The 15,466-nt window shown below is 73.2% G+C and carries 10 protein-coding genes; 6 read left to right on the forward strand and 4 right to left on the reverse strand.

Annotation, left to right across the window (positions count from 1 at the left end; all coding sequences use genetic code 11):
- Positions 1-120: 120 nt before the first annotated feature.
- Positions 121-2,109: a translation factor GTPase family protein gene (locus OG776_RS07540; RefSeq protein ID WP_329319693.1), complete on the reverse strand. Its 1,989-nt coding sequence runs from the start codon at positions 2,107-2,109 to the stop codon at positions 121-123.
- A 280-nt stretch (positions 2,110-2,389) separates the two neighbouring features.
- Between OG776_RS07540 and OG776_RS07545 the strand changes: the two genes are divergently transcribed.
- Positions 2,390-3,661, forward strand: a complete 1,272-nt coding sequence (locus tag OG776_RS07545; protein WP_329319695.1) for an XdhC/CoxI family protein — start codon at positions 2,390-2,392, stop codon at positions 3,659-3,661.
- A 57-nt stretch (positions 3,662-3,718) separates the two neighbouring features.
- On the opposite strand, the gene OG776_RS07550 is transcribed toward OG776_RS07545, so the two are convergent.
- Complete coding sequence (locus OG776_RS07550; protein WP_148011323.1) at positions 3,719-4,252, reverse strand: metallophosphoesterase family protein; 534 nt, start codon at positions 4,250-4,252, stop codon at positions 3,719-3,721.
- Between the two features lie 78 nt (positions 4,253-4,330).
- Positions 4,331-6,775 carry a SpoIIE family protein phosphatase gene (locus tag OG776_RS07555; protein WP_329319698.1) on the reverse strand — a complete coding sequence of 815 codons (2,445 nt, stop codon included), beginning with the start codon at positions 6,773-6,775 and terminating at the stop codon, positions 4,331-4,333.
- Between the two features lie 413 nt (positions 6,776-7,188).
- Between OG776_RS07555 and OG776_RS07560 the strand changes: the two genes are divergently transcribed.
- The gene (locus OG776_RS07560) at positions 7,189-9,339 is read left to right on the forward strand and encodes a PP2C family protein-serine/threonine phosphatase (protein ID WP_261994708.1); all 2,151 of its coding nucleotides are present in this window, start codon (positions 7,189-7,191) and stop codon (positions 9,337-9,339) included.
- Positions 9,340-9,701: 362 nt separating this feature from the next.
- On the opposite strand, the gene OG776_RS07565 is transcribed toward OG776_RS07560, so the two are convergent.
- Positions 9,702-11,042 (reverse strand): S1 family peptidase, encoded by a 1,341-nt coding sequence (locus tag OG776_RS07565; RefSeq protein ID WP_187285763.1) that lies wholly within the window; start codon positions 11,040-11,042, stop codon positions 9,702-9,704.
- Between the two features lie 197 nt (positions 11,043-11,239).
- Here OG776_RS07565 and OG776_RS07570 point away from each other — a divergent pair, with 197 nt between their 5' ends.
- From OG776_RS07570 to OG776_RS07585, 4 genes are all read left to right on the forward strand, one after another.
- Complete coding sequence (locus OG776_RS07570) at positions 11,240-11,653, forward strand: PaaI family thioesterase (RefSeq protein WP_148011320.1); 414 nt, start codon at positions 11,240-11,242, stop codon at positions 11,651-11,653.
- Between the two features lie 477 nt (positions 11,654-12,130).
- A complete protein-coding gene (locus OG776_RS07575; protein ID WP_148011319.1) occupies positions 12,131-12,346 on the forward strand; it encodes a type A2 lantipeptide in 216 nt (71 codons plus the stop codon).
- Between the two features lie 90 nt (positions 12,347-12,436).
- Complete coding sequence (locus tag OG776_RS07580) at positions 12,437-13,246, forward strand: HlyD family efflux transporter periplasmic adaptor subunit (RefSeq protein ID WP_148011318.1); 810 nt, start codon at positions 12,437-12,439, stop codon at positions 13,244-13,246.
- The gene (locus OG776_RS07585) at positions 13,243-15,465 is read left to right on the forward strand and encodes an NHLP family bacteriocin export ABC transporter peptidase/permease/ATPase subunit (protein ID WP_148011317.1); all 2,223 of its coding nucleotides are present in this window, start codon (positions 13,243-13,245) and stop codon (positions 15,463-15,465) included. Before OG776_RS07580 ends, OG776_RS07585 begins: the two co-directional genes overlap by 4 nt.
- The last annotated feature ends 1 nt before the right edge of the window (position 15,466 follow it).

Consider the following 15,466-nt stretch of genomic DNA (forward strand, 5'->3'; position numbering starts at 1 on the left):
CGGGGGTGTACCCGGTCTCGCCCGGGTCCGGCCCTCCGTGTCACGGTCACGGTCCGGCCCTCCGTGTCACGGTCACGGTCCGGCCCTCCGTGTCACGGTCCGGCCCTCCGGGTCGCGGTCTTACGGTCCGACCCTCCGGGTCACGTTCAGCAGGTACTCCTTGCGGTCGAGCGGGTTGAGATCGGTCCGCGGTCGCTCGGGGACCGTTCCCCCGGCGGCCGGCGCGTAGTGGTCGAAGGCGCATTCCCACTCGCCCTCGCCACGGGTCAGGCCAGGCAGCCGCTGCTGCAGCCCGTGCACCCGGGCGACCGGGACACTGCCCTCCAGCACGCACGCCGTTCCGCGCGTCTCGGTGGTGGCGGGCACGGCCTGCTCCCGCACCAGGAGCGGGAGCACCGCCCCCAGCGTGTCGGAGGGTACCTCCAGCCGGAAGCGGTCCATCGGCTCGTGGACCCGGGTGCCCGCCGCGCGCAGCGCATCCATCACCACCAGCGGGGTCACGCCCCGGAAGTCGGCGCCGGTGCTGGACATGCTCTTGTCGAAGCCCTGATGGGCGTGGCTCTGACGGGGCGAGTAGCCGCAGTGGGTCATCGTGACCGTGCAGTCGATTACCTGCCAGCCGTGGATGCCCTGGGCCAGGGTCTCGCGCACACTGTCCTCGACCGCCTTGAAGAACGCGTACGGCATCGCTCCGAGTTCGACCTCCAGCCGGAACTCCACGCCCGCGCCGGGCGGCGCCGGATCGACGCGCAGCCCGACGGTCGCGAGAAAGGGGTTGGGGTCCTTCCCGTTGAACTCGACCGCCGTGCCGCTGCCCACCAGCCGCTCGACGCACAGCGGTGTCGTCTCCCGGAACAGGACGTCGACACCGAACTCGTCGGCGAGCGTGGCCTGCAGGACCTCCTTCTGCACCTCGCCGTAGAGCGACACGGAGACCTGTCCGCGCAGCTCGTCCTGGCGCAGGCCGATCAGCGGGTCCTGTTCGGCCAGCCGGGTGAGCGCGAGGTGGAGTGCGCGCCGGTCGGCAGGGCTGCGGGGAACGACGACGGTCTCCAGGGTCGGGGGCGAGAAGTGACCCGCGTCGCCCGGCGTCCTCCGCGGTACGCCGACGCTGTCCCCGACGCGGATGTCCCCGAGTCCCCGGAGCTTGCCGATCCGCCCAGCGGTCACGGCCGGTTCCGGCACCGCCTCACCGCGGTCGAACACGCTGATCGCGGTGACCTTGGCCTCCTGGCCGTCGCGCAGGAGGACCCGGTCGCGGGTCCGCAACGTCCCGGAGAACAGCCGGACGTAGGCGGACTTCTCCCCGGCCGGGCCGCGTTCCACCTTGAAGACGGTGCCCGAGACCGGTCCGTCGGCCGCGCCCCCGGCCGGGGGCAGCAGTTCCCTGATCCCCGCGATCAGGTCCTCGACCCCCGCGCCCGTCATGGCCGACCCGAAGAACACCGGGTGCACCAGCGCCCGCCCGGTCTGACGCGCCAGGGCGTCGTGGAAGAGAGCGCGGGAGACCCGTCCCTCGACATACGCGGCCAGCAGCGCGTCGTCGTGCTCGGCGAGCAGATCCGTCCGTGCCGCACGGAGCCGGTCCGCGGTGAACCGGGTGAAGAGGGCGTCGCGGGTGCCCGGCCCGCGTACCTCGCCCATCGGGACGATCGCCGGGGTGAGCCGCTCGGCGATGTTCCGCAGCAGGGACGCGTAGCGGGCGCCGGCGCGGTCGATCTTGTTCACGAAGACGAGGGTGGGGATCAGCAGCCTCCGCAACGTCCGCATCAGCACGCGGGTCTGCGCCTGGACGCCCTCCACGGCCGAGATCACGAGCACGGCCCCGTCGAGCACGCTCAGGGCCCGCTCCACCTCGGCGATGAAGTCGGGGTGTCCGGGGGTGTCGATGAGGTTGACGGTGAAGTCGTCGCCGATCGTGAAGGAGACGACGGCGGACTTGATGGTGATACCGCGCTGCCGTTCGAGCGCGAGGGAATCGGTCTGCGTGCTTCCGTCGTCGACGCTGCCGATCTCGTCGATGACGCCGACCGTGTGGAGGAGACGCTCGGTCAGGCTTGTCTTACCGGCGTCCACGTGTGCCAGGATTCCGAGGTTGAGCAGGTGCACCGGGTGTCATGTCCTTCGAAGTGGGGGTGATTCCTTCCTGGGGCGGACATGAACGGTGTGCGCATCGCTGCTCCTTGATCCCGGTGGATGTGTCCCGTGCAGTGCAGCAGCCGCCCCGTCCCGGTGGCAACGGATTAACGGTCAACCAGTGCCCGGCGCGGCGGGGCCGTGCCGGAACGGCTGGCGGGCTCGGGGGGAGGAGCGGACCCTTGAGGGGAAACGGGCCCCTCGGACGGGCCGTGGTCCGCGACGAGCGGGTGAGCGGAGAGCGGGGCGAGCGATGCGTGAGATCCTCCCGGCGCTGAACCGGTGGTACAGGGCGGGCTCGCCCTTCGGCCTCGCCACGGTGGTCTCGGTCAGCCGGAGCGCGCCCCGCGACCCCGGAGCGGCGATGGCGGTGGGGCCGGGCGACGAGGTCGTGGGCAGCGTGTCCGGCGGCTGTGTCGAGGGCGCCGTCTTCGAGCTGGCCCGGGAGGTGGTGGCGTCCGGCGAGGCACGCGTGGAGACGTTCGGGTACAGCGACGAGGACGCGTTCGCCGTCGGCCTCACCTGTGGAGGCGAGATCAGCCTGCTGGTGCGCAGGGTGACGCCCGGCGAGGACCCCTCCTTCGGGGCGGTGGCCGAGTCGGTGGCCGCCGGGCGCGCGGTGACCGTGGCGACGGTGCTGGCGGGGCCCGCGCCGCTCGGCGCCGTCCGCGCCGTGTGGCCGGACGAGGCGGCCGGGTCACTGGGCTCGCCGGGCCTGGACGCGGCCGTCACCGCGGACGCCCGTGGTGAGCTCGCCCAGGGTGCCACCGTGCGGCGGCACTACGGACGGCACGGCGAGCGTCGTGAGGACGAGGTGACCGTCTTCCTGCAGTCCTTCGCCCCGCCGCCGCGCATGCTCGTCTTCGGGGCGATCGACTACGCCGCCGCGGTGGCCCGTGTCGGGGACTTCCTGGGGTACCGCGTCACGGTGTGCGACGCCCGGCCCGTCTTCGCGACGCCGAAGCGGTTCCCGGCGGGCGTGGAGGTGGTCGTCGACTGGCCGCACCGCTATCTGCGGGGGACGACGACCGACGCCCGCACGGTGATCTGCGTCCTCACCCACGACCCGAAGTTCGACGTGCCCCTGCTGGAGGAGGCGCTGCGCCGCCCGGCCGCGTACATCGGCGCGATGGGCAGCCGCCGCACCCATGACGACCGGACGAAACGGCTCGTCGAGGCGGGTGTCCGGCCGGACGAGCTGTCCCGGCTCCGCTCACCGGTCGGTCTCGACCTCGGGGCGCGGACCCCGGAGGAGGTGGCCGTGTCCGTCGCCGCGGAGATCGTGGCACTGCGCTGGGGCGGCACCGGGGCACCGCTGACGCTGACGGACGGCGAGATCCATCCGAGGGGGCTCGGTCCGCCGGGCGCGGGAACGCCGGAAGCGGTGCGGGGAGGAGTGCGGGCGGCCCCACCGGAAGGGGTGCCGGGAGGAGTGCCGGCGGCCCCGCCCGAAGGAGCGCCGGCACGCTCGCCGGGCGCGGCCGCCACGGGAACACCCACCGGGAGAGGGGCGGCCGCCCCCTGAGCGCACCCGTTCCGACGTCACGCCCCCACCGGTGCCACCCGTCCCGCCCCGAACCCCTCAGCCGGTTCCGTCCACGTCCCCCCGGTGCGCCGCGCGGGGCGGCAGCCGGTGCAGCGTCAAGCCGGTGAGCCGGCCGTCGGCCACGGTCGCGGTCATGTACGTGCAGTGCGGCTGACGGCGGCGGTCCGTCGGGGAGCCCGGGTTCAGCAGACGCAGGCCGGTGCCGGTGGTGGTGTCCCAGGGGATGTGACTGTGTCCGAAGACCAGGACGTCGAGGTCGGGGAAGCGCTCGGCGCAGCGCGGCTCCCGGCCCCGGGCGGCGCCCGTCTCGTGCACGACCCCGAGGCGCAGGCCGTCCAGCTCCGCACGGGCGACCTCGGGCAGGCGGGCGCGCAGCTCCGGGCCGTCGTTGTTGCCATGCACCGCGACGAGCCTCCGCGCCCGTTCCTCCAGCAGGTCGAGGGTGGCGGTGTCGACCCAGTCCCCGGCGTGGACGACGACGTCGGCGAGCGGGAGTTCGGCCATCAGCCGTGGGGGGAGTTCCCTGGCCCGCGTGGGGAGATGCGTGTCGGACATCAGCAGCAGGCGCACGGTGTCCACCCTATGGTCCGGACCCGCGCCGGGGGCCGTCCCGGGACGGCCCCCGGCGCGGGTCCGGCCCTCGGCCGCTCAGTCCAGGAGGACCTCGCTCCAAACCTGTTTGCCGCCGCTGACCGGAAGGCTCCCCCAGGCCGTCGACATGGCCTCGACGAGAAGGATGCCGCGGCCCCCGGTGGCCTCCCAGCCGATGCTGGTGGGCTTGATGGGCGTACGGGGCGAGGAGTCCGCGACGGCGATCCGCAGCACCCGGTTGATGAGGGTGAGGTCGAGCCTGACCTGGCCGCCGGTGTGCACGAGGGCGTTGGTGACGAGTTCGGAGACGACCAGCAGGGCGGTGTCCATGCTGTCGTCGGTCACACCCCAGGACCGCAGCGTGCGCCGGGTGAAGCGGCGGGCGTGCCGGACGGCCTCGGGGACGCGCCAGATCGTCCAGCTCTCCCGGAGCGGACGCAGCGACATGCCGTCGTAGCGCATCAGGAGCAGGGCGACGTCGTCACTCCGGTTGGCGCCCGCGAGCAGTCCGTCGGCGACCACGCCGAGGTGCGCGGGGTCGGAGGCGGCCAGTTCCCCGGCAAGCCGGTTCAGGCCGTCCTCGATGTCGACCTCGGCCGACTCGACGAGTCCGTCCGTGGTGAGGGCGACGACCGTGCCGAGCCGCACCGGCAGCGGGGTCATCGGGAACTCGGCCTGGGTGACGACGCCGAGCGGGGGGCCGCCGTCGGAGTAGGGGACCTCCGTGCTGCCGTCCGGGTGACGCAGCACCGGCGGATGGTGTCCGGCGCGTACGCACCAGGCGGAGCCCTCCTCCATGTCCAGGTCCACGTAGCAGCAGGTGACGAAGAGGTCGGTCTCCAGGTCCATGAGGAGCCGGTTGGCGCGTGAGACGACCACGTCGGGCGGGTGGCCCTCGACGGCGTAGGCGCGCAGGGCGGTACGCATCTGGCCCATGAGGGTGGCGGCCTGGGCGTTGTGCCCCTGGACGTCGCCGATGACGAGGGCGACGTGGTTGTCGGCCAGCGGGATCACGTCGTACCAGTCGCCGCCGACCTCCAGTCCGGCCGTGGTGGGCAGATAGCGGGCGACGGCGACCGCCCCGGGAAGCCTGGGCAGCCGGCGCGGGAGCAGGGAGCGCTGGAGCGTGGTGACCAGCTCGTGCTCGGCGTCGAAGGAGCGGGCGCGGGTGAGTGCCTGGCCCGCGAGGCCCGCGGACGCGGTGAGCAGGGCGCGCTCGTCGGGGCCGAAGTCGTGCGGGGCGTCCCAGCCGATCAGGCACGCGCCGGCCATGTGCCCGCCGGCGGGCAGCGGCAGGATGGCGAGGCCGCCGGGTCCGACGCCGGCCAGCGCGGGTTCCAGCGGGGAGCCGGCGGGCCAGACGGCGGGGCGTCCCTCGTTCAGGGCCGCCGCCAGGGTCGGCATCGCGCGCACGGGCGCGTCGGGCCACTCCGAGCGCCATTCGGAGCGCCACAGATCCGGCCAGGCGGACGGTTCGGGCGGGTCCAGGACGGTGACGACGAGGCGGTCGCCCTCCACCTCGGCCAGCGCGATCCGGTCCGCCCGCAGGGGCCGCCGCAGCGCCGCCACGACGGCCCGGCCCACGTCCCGGACGGTGCCGGCGGTGGCGAGGGCCGCGGCCAGCCGTTGGACGCGGGCCACGTCGCTGACGCCCGAGCGGAGCTTGGAGGCGTCGGCGACCGTACCGACCAGGCGTGCCGGTCGGCCGTCCCCGCCCGGCACCATGCGGCCGCGCAGCCGCAGCCACTTCGGTCTGCCGGAGGGCTGGGTGATACGGAACTCCAGCTCGCGTTCCCCGATGGACATGTGGTCCGCCTCCACCACGGACATCAGGGTGGGCAGGTCCTCGGGAACGGTCAGGGCCAGCAGGGTCTCGACCTTGCCGTCGAACTCGGCCGGATCGAGGCCGAACAGCTCCAGCATCTCGTCGCCGACCTCGACATGCCCGGTGTCCATGGCCAGGTCGAAGGAGGTCGCGGCCGGGGCGCCGGGCGGGGTCGTCGAACCGGGGGCCGGGCAGACGGCGGCCTCGGCGACCAGGGCGAGACACTCCCTGTCCTCGGTGTCGAAGCCGCCGGGGTGCTCGCTGACCGCGACCAGGCACCCGGCGCCCTTCAGGGGCAGCACGGCCAGCCAGAAGTCCTGCGACGGCAGCCGGCGTGCCTCGGCGCCGCGGCCGATCTCCTCCGGACCGAGCCACACCGGGCGCCCCGAGCGGTGCGCGTCCACCGTGGGCGAGCTGCCGGTGAGGAGATAGCTCTCGCGCAGCCCGTAGAGCGTCCTGGGCACGCCCGCCGACTCGACCAGGTGCAGTTCGCCGCCCTTCGTCGCCGGCGAGTACACGGCGACGACGGTCGCGCCGGCGAAAACGAGCGCCTGTTCGAGGACGCGTCGCAGCCGTTCGCGCGGATCGACGTCCGGTGTAGGGGTCTTCAGGGAGATTTCGGCACGCAACGTCCGCGTTCCGCGTTCCGCAGCGCGCTCACTGACCACGTCCGTCATTACAGCGCTTCCGGAGCCCCCGCGCAGCCCCTGTGACCGTTCCGGCACCGGCGGGCCTGCGGTGGAGCCCCGAAGCCGTCCCGGATGCCGCGCGTGGCGCTCGCCGTGCGGCGGAAGCCCGCAGGCGCGAGCCTTGGATCATGTCCGCCCGCTCCGGTGCGGACGGCGGGCGGTGCGCCGCGACGGCGGGGCGTCCCCCGGCGGACGGTGTCCGGGCAGGCGGGTGTACCCGTCCCGGTACGCGGACGCTCTTCCGGGTACCCGGAAGGTCTCCGGGGGACGGAGAGCGTCTCCCGGGTACGGGGGGCGGCCCGGCGTGCCGGTTCTGTGCCGGAACACGGCGTCGGGCGCCCGGTGGAATCAGGGCCGGACTCGCCCCGGCCCGGGGAGCCACGGCGCGGCCCTGCGAGGAGGTGGTCGCCGTGTCCGACTGGCGGGGGTCCGTGCAGGCACCGGCCGGCCGTACGACCCGGGCCGGACGGCCCCTGCTCTCCCTGACGCTGGCCTCCCTGGTGGAGGAGGTGCACGCCCACTCGGGCGCGGTGTACCTGCTCGCGAGCGGCGAACCCGTGCTGGAGATGGCCGTGATGGCGGGGATGCCCCGGGCGTTCGCGGCGCCCTGGGAACGGGTGGGCCTCAACGCTCCGATCCCGGTCGCCGAGGCGGTGCGCGAGCGGCGGCTGGTCTGGGTCGGCGGCGGCGAGGAGATGGCCCGCCGCTTCCCCCGGATCGCCGTGGTCCTCCCCTACCCCTTCGCGCTCGCCGCGCTTCCGGTGGCGACCGCGCGGGCCGTCTACGGAGCCGTCTTCGTCACCTGGCCGGGCTCCCACCCGGCGGAACTCGCCGACCGGGAGCGCGACCACCTCACCGCGGCCTGCGACCGGCTCGCGCAGCGTCTGGAACGGGCGGCGGCCGAGCACCGGCCGGTGCGGCCGGAGCCCGATCTGCTCACGGCGTCCGCCGCCCCGGCCCCGGGCACGCTCGGCACGGCGGAGGCGGCGCGGATGGTGGCGCGACTGCCGTACGGGCTGTGCGCGCTCGATCTGTACGGCCGGGTCGGCTACGCCAACCCGGCGGCGGCCGAACTGCTCGGAGTGCCGGTCAGCGCCCTGCTGGGCACCCAGCTGTGGGCCTCGGTGCCCTGGCTCAACGACCCGGTGTACGAGGACCGTTACCGCGCCGCGCTGATCGGCCAGCACATGACGTCGTTCGTCGCGCTGCGGCCTCCCGGTGACTGGCTGTCGTTCCGTTTCCATCCCAGTACGACCGGGCTGAGCGTCCGCATCTCACGGGCCAGGGCCGTCGCGCAGATGAACCGCTCCGGGCCGCGGCCCGGGGACGCCCCCCGCCTGGTGACCATGTCGCAGGTGCTCAGCCTGGCCGGCGCCCTCACCCAGGCGGCCGGAGTGCAGGACGTCCTGCGGCTGGTCGCGGACGAGATCGCTCCCGCCGTCGGCAGCCGGGCCCTGATCCTGCTCGGCTCGCGGGCCGGCCGACTGCACGTGCTCGGCCACCGCGGGTACGCGGACACGCACGTCGCGGAACACCTCGACGGGCTGTCGCTGAGCGCGCGGTCCCCCTGCACCACCGCCCTGAACAGCGGGGTGCCCGCCTTCTTCGACTCGCGCGCGCAGCTGGAACACCTGTATCCGTCACGGAAGGCGACCTCCGACGGCATGGCCGCGTGGGCCTTCCTGCCGCTGATCGCCTCCGGACGGCCGCTGGGCACCTGTGTCCTCGCCTACGCGGAACCGCGCACCTTCCCCACCGACGAACGAGCCGTGCTGACGAGTCTGAGCGGGCTCGTCGCGCAGGCGCTGGAACGGGCGCTGCGCTACGACACCAAGCTCCAGCTGGCGCACGGTCTGCAGGCCGCGCTGCTGCCCCACACCCTGCCGTCGCTGCCCTCCGTCGAGGCGGCCGCGCGCTATCTGCCGGCCACTCAGGGCATGGAGATCGGCGGGGACTTCTACGACCTGGTGCCCTCGCACGGCCTGGCCGCCGCGGTCATCGGCGACGTCCAGGGGCACAACGTGACCGCGGCGGCCCTGATGGGCCAGGTCCGCACCGCCGTCCGCGCGTACACCACCGTCGGCCAGCCGCCGGAGGAGGTGATGCGCAGCACCAACCGGCTGCTGATCGACCTGGGCGCGGACCTGTTCGCGAGCTGTCTCTATCTGCGCCTGGATCCCGCGCGCGAGGTCGCCGTCATGGCGCGCGCGGGTCACCCGCCCCCGCTGCTGCGGCGACCGGACGGGCGGGTGCGGGTACTCGACCTGGCGGGCGGCCCGCTGCTCGGGATCGACGTGGACGCCACGTACCAGGCCACCGAGGTGCCCCTGCCGCCCGGTTCGGTGCTCGCCCTCTACACCGACGGACTGATCGAATCCCCGGGTGTGGACATCGAGGACGCCCTGGCCGGGCTCGGGCGGCGGCTCGGCGAGGCCCCCGAGCAGCCGCTCGACGAGCTGGCCGACAGTCTGGTGCGGCAGAGCGGGGCGCTCGCGCAGGAGCGGCCCGACGACGTGGCACTCCTGCTGCTGCGGACACGGGCGCACGGATGACGCCGTCCCGGGCCCGGCATGGCACGCGGCGCGCACCGGGCGGCTCCCGCGCGACGCGAACGGCCGCGCCACGCGGCGTCGCACGGAGCACGGCGGACCGGTCCGTCACGACGGGAACGGCTCCCGCGCCACGAGGCACGCGAAAGCGCGAACGCTGGCGTCACCCGGGGGGACCGATCCGGCGTCACCCGTCGGGCCGGCCCGGCTTCACCCGGCGCCCCGGCCCGGCGGCGCCTCGCGCACACCGGCCCGCGCCGCTCCCGAACGCGGTGCGGTCCGGCCCTCCCGCCGGAGGGCCGGACCTCCCACCTCCGGCCGGGACGGCGATCCGTGGCCGGGTCAGTGGCTCTGCGCCGGTGGTGTCACCCGTTCGAGCTCACCATTCCGGAGCCGTCGTCCACGCCGGTGCCGGACTGGTCGCCCGTCCCCGACCGGTCACCGCCGGCCCCGGAGTGGTCGCCCGTCCCCGACTGGTCACCGGTGCCGGACTGGTCGGCCGCCCCCGACTGGTCGCCGGCGGCCGGGTCGCTCTCCGCGGGGTCGCTGGGCTCGGCACCGGCCGTGGCGCCCGCGTCGCCGGCACCCGCGCCTGCCCCCGTCCCGAGCGTCGCGCCGGTCGCCGTGAGCGCGGTCGTCACCGGCTGGAAGAAGGTCTCACCGCCGACCGTGCAGTCGCCGCTGCCGCCCGAGGTCAGGCCTATCGCACTGCCGTCCTGGGTGAAGAGCGAACCGCCGCTGTCGCCGGGCTCGGCGCACACGTCGGTCTGGATGAGTCCGGTGACCGTGCCCTCGGGATAGTTCACCGTGGCGTCGAGTCCGGTGACGTTGCCGTCGTTGAGACCGGTGGTGCTGCCCATCCGGAAGACCTGCTGGCCCACGGCGGCGTCGGCGGCCTGGTTGATGGCGACGGTCTGGCCGTTGCCCACGTCGACCACACTGGCGGCCTGGGTGTTGGGGTCGTCGTACTTGACGAGCGAGAAGTCGCCGTCACCGGGGAAGGTGGCCTGGTCGACGGTGGCGATCGGCGCGCCGTTCTGCGTGTCCGACCACTCCTTGGCCGCGACCCCGCAGTGTCCGGCGGTCAGGAAGGCGGGGCTGCCGTCGCTCGCGGTGACGTTGAATCCCAGCGAACAGCGGGCTCCACCGCCGAAGATGGCGTCGCCGCCGTCCACGAACGTCTTGAAGGTGCCCGCGGACTTCTTCACGGTGGCCATGCCGGAACCCAGCGAGTCGACGGTCGACGTCAGCTTGTTCCAGTTCGCACCCGTGACCGTGCTGTCGGCCGTGACCCGGAGCTGGTTGGTCCTGGGGTCGACCGACCAGGCGGTGCCGGGGATGGTCGCGTCCGTCCGCAGCGTCCGGGCGGCGGACTTGAGGGCGGCCAGGCTGTTGTCGACGCTGCGGGGAACGGCGCCGGCCTTCTCGACCGCGTCGGCCGCCTTGCCGTCGCCGCCGACGACGTTGACGACGACCTGCTTCTTGGCGGCGTCGTAGTAGGCACCCCCGTAGGCTTCACCGAGCTGGGTGGCGAGGAGTGAGGCGAGGTCCGAGGCGTCGGCGGCCCTCAGCGTCTTGGGAGCGGCGTCCTTCCCGTCCGTCTGCGAGGCGTTGGCGTTGGGCAGCAGCAGCGCCGCGGCTCCGAGCGCCGCGACACTTCCCGCCGCGATGGCGGCCTTGCGCTTGGGAATCCTTTTGTGACTCAACTCTTGACCTCCTGGGGACGGCGTCGATGCCACCGTCCGGCGGCTGACACTGGGGGGCGCCCGGATGCCTGTTGATACGTGTGAGCCGCGGGACGTGTTCAACTCCCTCTGAGAAACGGAGGAGTCGGCCCGGAGAAAAGCATGGATTGCGAGGTGACCGCGCCTCTTCTCCGGCCGACCGGGGAACGATGCCCCGTATGACACTGAGCCTCGCGGAAGCCGACGAGATCCTCTCCACCCGCTTCGCGCCCTGGGTGCGGGAACTGGGCCTGTCCGTCACGGAGTCGGGTGAGGACCGCGCGGTCCTGCGGCTGCCCTGGTCCACCCGTCTCGCGCGCGAGGGCGGTTCGATGTCCGGACAGGCCCTGATGGCCGCCGCGGACACGGCGACCGTGATCGCCGTCTCGGCGGCGCGCGGCGGCTTCGTCCCGATGACGACGGTCCAGCTGTCGACCAGCTTCCAGCGCGCGGTCACGGACGCGGACGTACGGGTCGAGGCGGTCCTGACCAAGCTCGGCCGGCGCATGGCCTTCGCCGACATCACGATGACGGCCGGCGTCTCCCGGGATCTCGTGGCCCACGCCGCCGCGGTGTACGCCCTGCTGGGCTGAGCGCCACGGTCCGCGGTGTTCCGGTGACGCTCCGTCCACGAACGGCACCGGAATCCTTGCTTCAGCGAATCTGCACATCGCATGCGCAGGCGCGTCACGGCGCGGGACGGATCTGCACAGTCGCGCGCCCCTCGCGCACCCTCGGGACGGGAACCCCCCTCGGTGCGCCGAGCGGCAAGGGTGACGCCGAAACAATGCCGTGCAGCATGTGAAGAAGTCGCCGTAAAGGCGTGCGCGACCCTGCACGGTTGAGCCGAAGTCGTGCTCAAGTTCCCAGGTGGGAGCCCTGGTTGATTGGATACGCGGACCGCGGCCGTGCTTTGATCCGTGCACCGCGGAGGTCGCGGCAAGCTTCCGGAGACGGGAGCCGCACGGCTCCTCGAACCGGAGTCCGCACCCCCGCGGTGGCGGCCGTCATCTGTCCCCAGAGGGGGCCGCTCCCCCCTTATGAATATCCATACGAAGGGAAGTTCCCCCATGAACTCCACCCCCCAGGTTGCCACCGCCGAGATCTCGGACGCGGACCTCGACAACGTCTCCGGCGGCCTGTCGCTGAACGCCGTCGGCACCGTCACCGGCCTGGTCGACGGCGTTGCCCCGGTGTCCGGCCTCGTGGGTACGGCCGTCGGCACCGTCGAGGGTGTGACCGGCCTGAACACCGCTCCGGTCACCGGTCTGGTCGCCGGTCTCTGATCGCGTCCCATCCCGCTGAGTCCCGGAACCACTCCCCGGTTCCGGGGCTCTCGGATGCCGTAGGTCTCCTTGACAGGTGAGGGAAGTCCCGTGCAGTTCCGCCAACAGGCCCTCGCCAAGCTGCAGTCGGCCGAAGAGCTCGACCTGCCGGTGCGGTTCGCGCGCCCCCAGGGCTGGCTCGTCCTGTCCGTCACGGTGGCCGTGATGGCGGCCGCGTCGGTCTGGGCCGTGACGGGCACCGTGGCCTCGACGGTCGGCGCCCCCGCCGTCCTCACGCACGCGCAGGGCAGTTACGTCCTGCAGAGTCCCGTCGCGGGGCAGGTCACCGCGGTCCTCGCCAAGGAGGGTGAACGGCTCGCCGCCGACGCCCCGGTGCTGAAGGTCCGTACCGCACAGGGCGGGACGTCCGTCGTCCGTACCGTCGCCGCGGGCCGCGTCACCGCCCTCGCCGCCACCATCGGGGCCATCATCTCCACCGGCGCGGACGTCGCCGCCGTGGAGAAGGTCGCGCACGCGGGCGACCCGCTCTACGCGACGGTGTACGTGCCCGCCGAGAGCGCCTCCACGATCCCCGCGGACGCCGCCGTCGACCTCACCGTCCAGTCGGTGCCGACCCAGCAGTACGGAGTGCTGCGCGGCCGGGTGAAGGCGGTCGGCCGGAGCGTGCAGACCCGGCAGCAGATCACCTCCTACCTCGGCGACAGCCAGCTCGGCGAGCAGTTCACCAAGAAGGGCAGGCCGGTGGCCGTCCTGGTCTCCCTCGACCGTTCGTCCCGTACCAGGAGCGGTCTCACGTGGTCCTCGGCGGACGGGCCTCCCTACCCGCTGACCTCGATGACCCTGGCCACGGGCTCGATCCGCCTGGCCGATCAGCGTCCCGTCGATTGGCTGCTGCCGTGACCACCACGCAGGACACCCGGGGCAGACGTCGCGCCGCGGCGCCGAAACGCACCGTCCCCAGGAGCAGCCGAAGGACCGTCCGCACGCCGACGGTGCTCCAGATGGAGGCCGTGGAGTGCGGCGCGGCCTCCCTCGCCATGGTGCTCGGCCACCACGGCCGGTACATCCCCCTGGAAGAGCTCCGGATCGCCTGCGGTGTCTCCCGGGACGGCTCGCGCGCCAGCAACCTCTTGAAGGCGGCGCGCAGTTACGGCCTCACGGCCAAGGGCATGCAGATGGACACGGCCGCGCTCGCCGACGTGCAGGCGCCCGCGATCCTGTTCTGGGAGTTCAACCACTATGTCGTCTACGACGGCATGGGCCGCCGTCTCGGACGGCGCGGGGTGTACATCAACGACCCGGGCAAGGGCCGCCGTTTCGTGCCCATGGAGGACTTCGACACGAGCTTCACCGGCGTGGTACTGGTCATGGAGCCGGGTCCCGACTTCCGCGCGGGCGGCCGCAGACCCGGGGTCCTGGGCGCCATGCCGGCCCGGCTGCGCGGGACGTCGGGCACGATGCCCGCGGCGGTGCTGGCCAGTCTGCTCCTGGTCGCGGTCGGCGCGGCGGTGCCCGCGCTCAGCAGGACGTACATCGACACGTATCTGATCGGCGGTCAGACCTCGCTGCTCGGCGTGCTCTTCGCGTCGATGGGCGCGTGTGTCGTGCTGACCGTGCTGCTGACCTGGCTCCAGCAGGCGAACCTGCTGCACGGCCGGATCGTCTCCTCGACGCTGAGCAGCGCCCGCTTCCTGCGTCATCTGCTGCGGCTCCCGGTCACCTTCTTCTCCCAGCGCAGCCCGGCCGACCTGGTGCAGCGGCTGCAGTCGAACGACGCGGTGGCCGAGACCCTGGCCCGCGACCTCGCGGCGGCGGGCGTGGACGCGGTGGTCGTGGTGCTCTACGCCGTGCTCCTCTACACCTACGACCCGCAGCTCACCGCGGTCGGTATCGGTGTGGCACTGCTCAACGTGGTCGCGATGCGGGTGGTGATCCGGCTGCGCGCGACCCGTACGGCGAAACTCCGCGCCGACAGCGCCCGGCTCACCAACACGGCGTACACGGGGCTGCAGTTGATCGAGACCATGAAGGCGACCGGTGGTGAGGACGGCTACTTCCGCAAGTGGGCCGGGCAGCACGCCACGACGCTGGAGGAGCAGCAGCGCCTCGGTGTGCCGAGCGCCTGGCTGGGCGTGGTCGCGCCGACGCTCGCCACGCTCAACAGCGCGCTGATCCTGTGGATCGGCGGCCTGCGGGCGATGGAGGGGCACATCTCGGTCGGTCTGCTCGTGGCCTTCCAGGCCCTCGTCACCCGTTTCACCGCCCCGCTCACCCGGCTCAACGGCGTCGCGGGCCGCATCCAGGACTTCGCCGCCGACGTGGCGCGTCTCAAGGACGTCGAGAGCTTCCGGGCCGACCCGCTGTACGCGCGCTCCGGCACCGGCGACTCCACCCGCAGACTGCACGGTCATGTCGAGCTGGAGAACATCACGTTCGGCTACAGCCCGCTCGACAAGCCGCTGCTCACCGGTTTCTCGCTGACCGTGGGACCGGGCCGGCAGGTGGCGCTGGTGGGCGGCTCGGGCAGCGGCAAGTCCACGGTCTCCCGGCTGATCTCCGGCCTGTACACCCCTTGGGAGGGCACGATCCGCATCGACGGGCAGCGGCTGGAGGACATTCCGCGCGGCGCGCTCGCGGCCTCCGTCTCCTTCGTCGACCAGGACGTCTTCCTCTTCGAGGGCACGGTCCGCGACAACGTGGCGCTCTGGGATCCGTCCATCCCGGACGAGGCCGTCGTCACCGCTCTGCAGGACGCGGCCCTGTACGACATCGTGGTGCGCCGTCCCGGCGGCATCCACAGCCGGGTCGAGCAGGACGGCCGCAACTTCTCCGGCGGCCAGCGTCAACGGCTGGAGATCGCCAGGGCGTTGGTGCGCAGGCCGAGCATCCTGGTCCTCGACGAGGTGACCAGCGCGCTGGACGCCGAGACGGAGCAGACCGTCATCGACAACCTGCGCAAGCGCGGTTGCGCCTGTGTGGTGATCGCGCACCGGCTCAGCACGGTGCGCGACAGCGACGAGATCGTCGTGCTCCAGCACGGCACGATCGTGGAACGCGGGCGGCACGACGCCCTGGTGGCGGCCGGCGGTCCGTACGCCGAGCTGGTCAGGGAGCGATGAG

It is taken from the genome of Streptomyces sp. NBC_01689 (assembly GCF_036250675.1).
In the GTDB taxonomy this organism is placed as follows: Bacteria; Actinomycetota; Actinomycetes; order Streptomycetales; family Streptomycetaceae; genus Streptomyces.

Coding starts and splice junctions, on each gene's coding strand:
- OG776_RS07555 (WP_329319698.1), bottom strand. CDS start 6,775: ATGACGGACGTGGTCAGTGAGCGCGCTGCGGAACGCGGAACGCGGACG.
- OG776_RS07570 (WP_148011320.1), top strand. CDS start 11,240: ATGACACTGAGCCTCGCGGAAGCCGACGAGATCCTCTCCACCCGCTTC.
- OG776_RS07575 (WP_148011319.1), top strand. CDS start 12,131: ATGAACTCCACCCCCCAGGTTGCCACCGCCGAGATCTCGGACGCGGAC.
- OG776_RS07545 (WP_329319695.1), top strand. CDS start 2,390: ATGCGTGAGATCCTCCCGGCGCTGAACCGGTGGTACAGGGCGGGCTCG.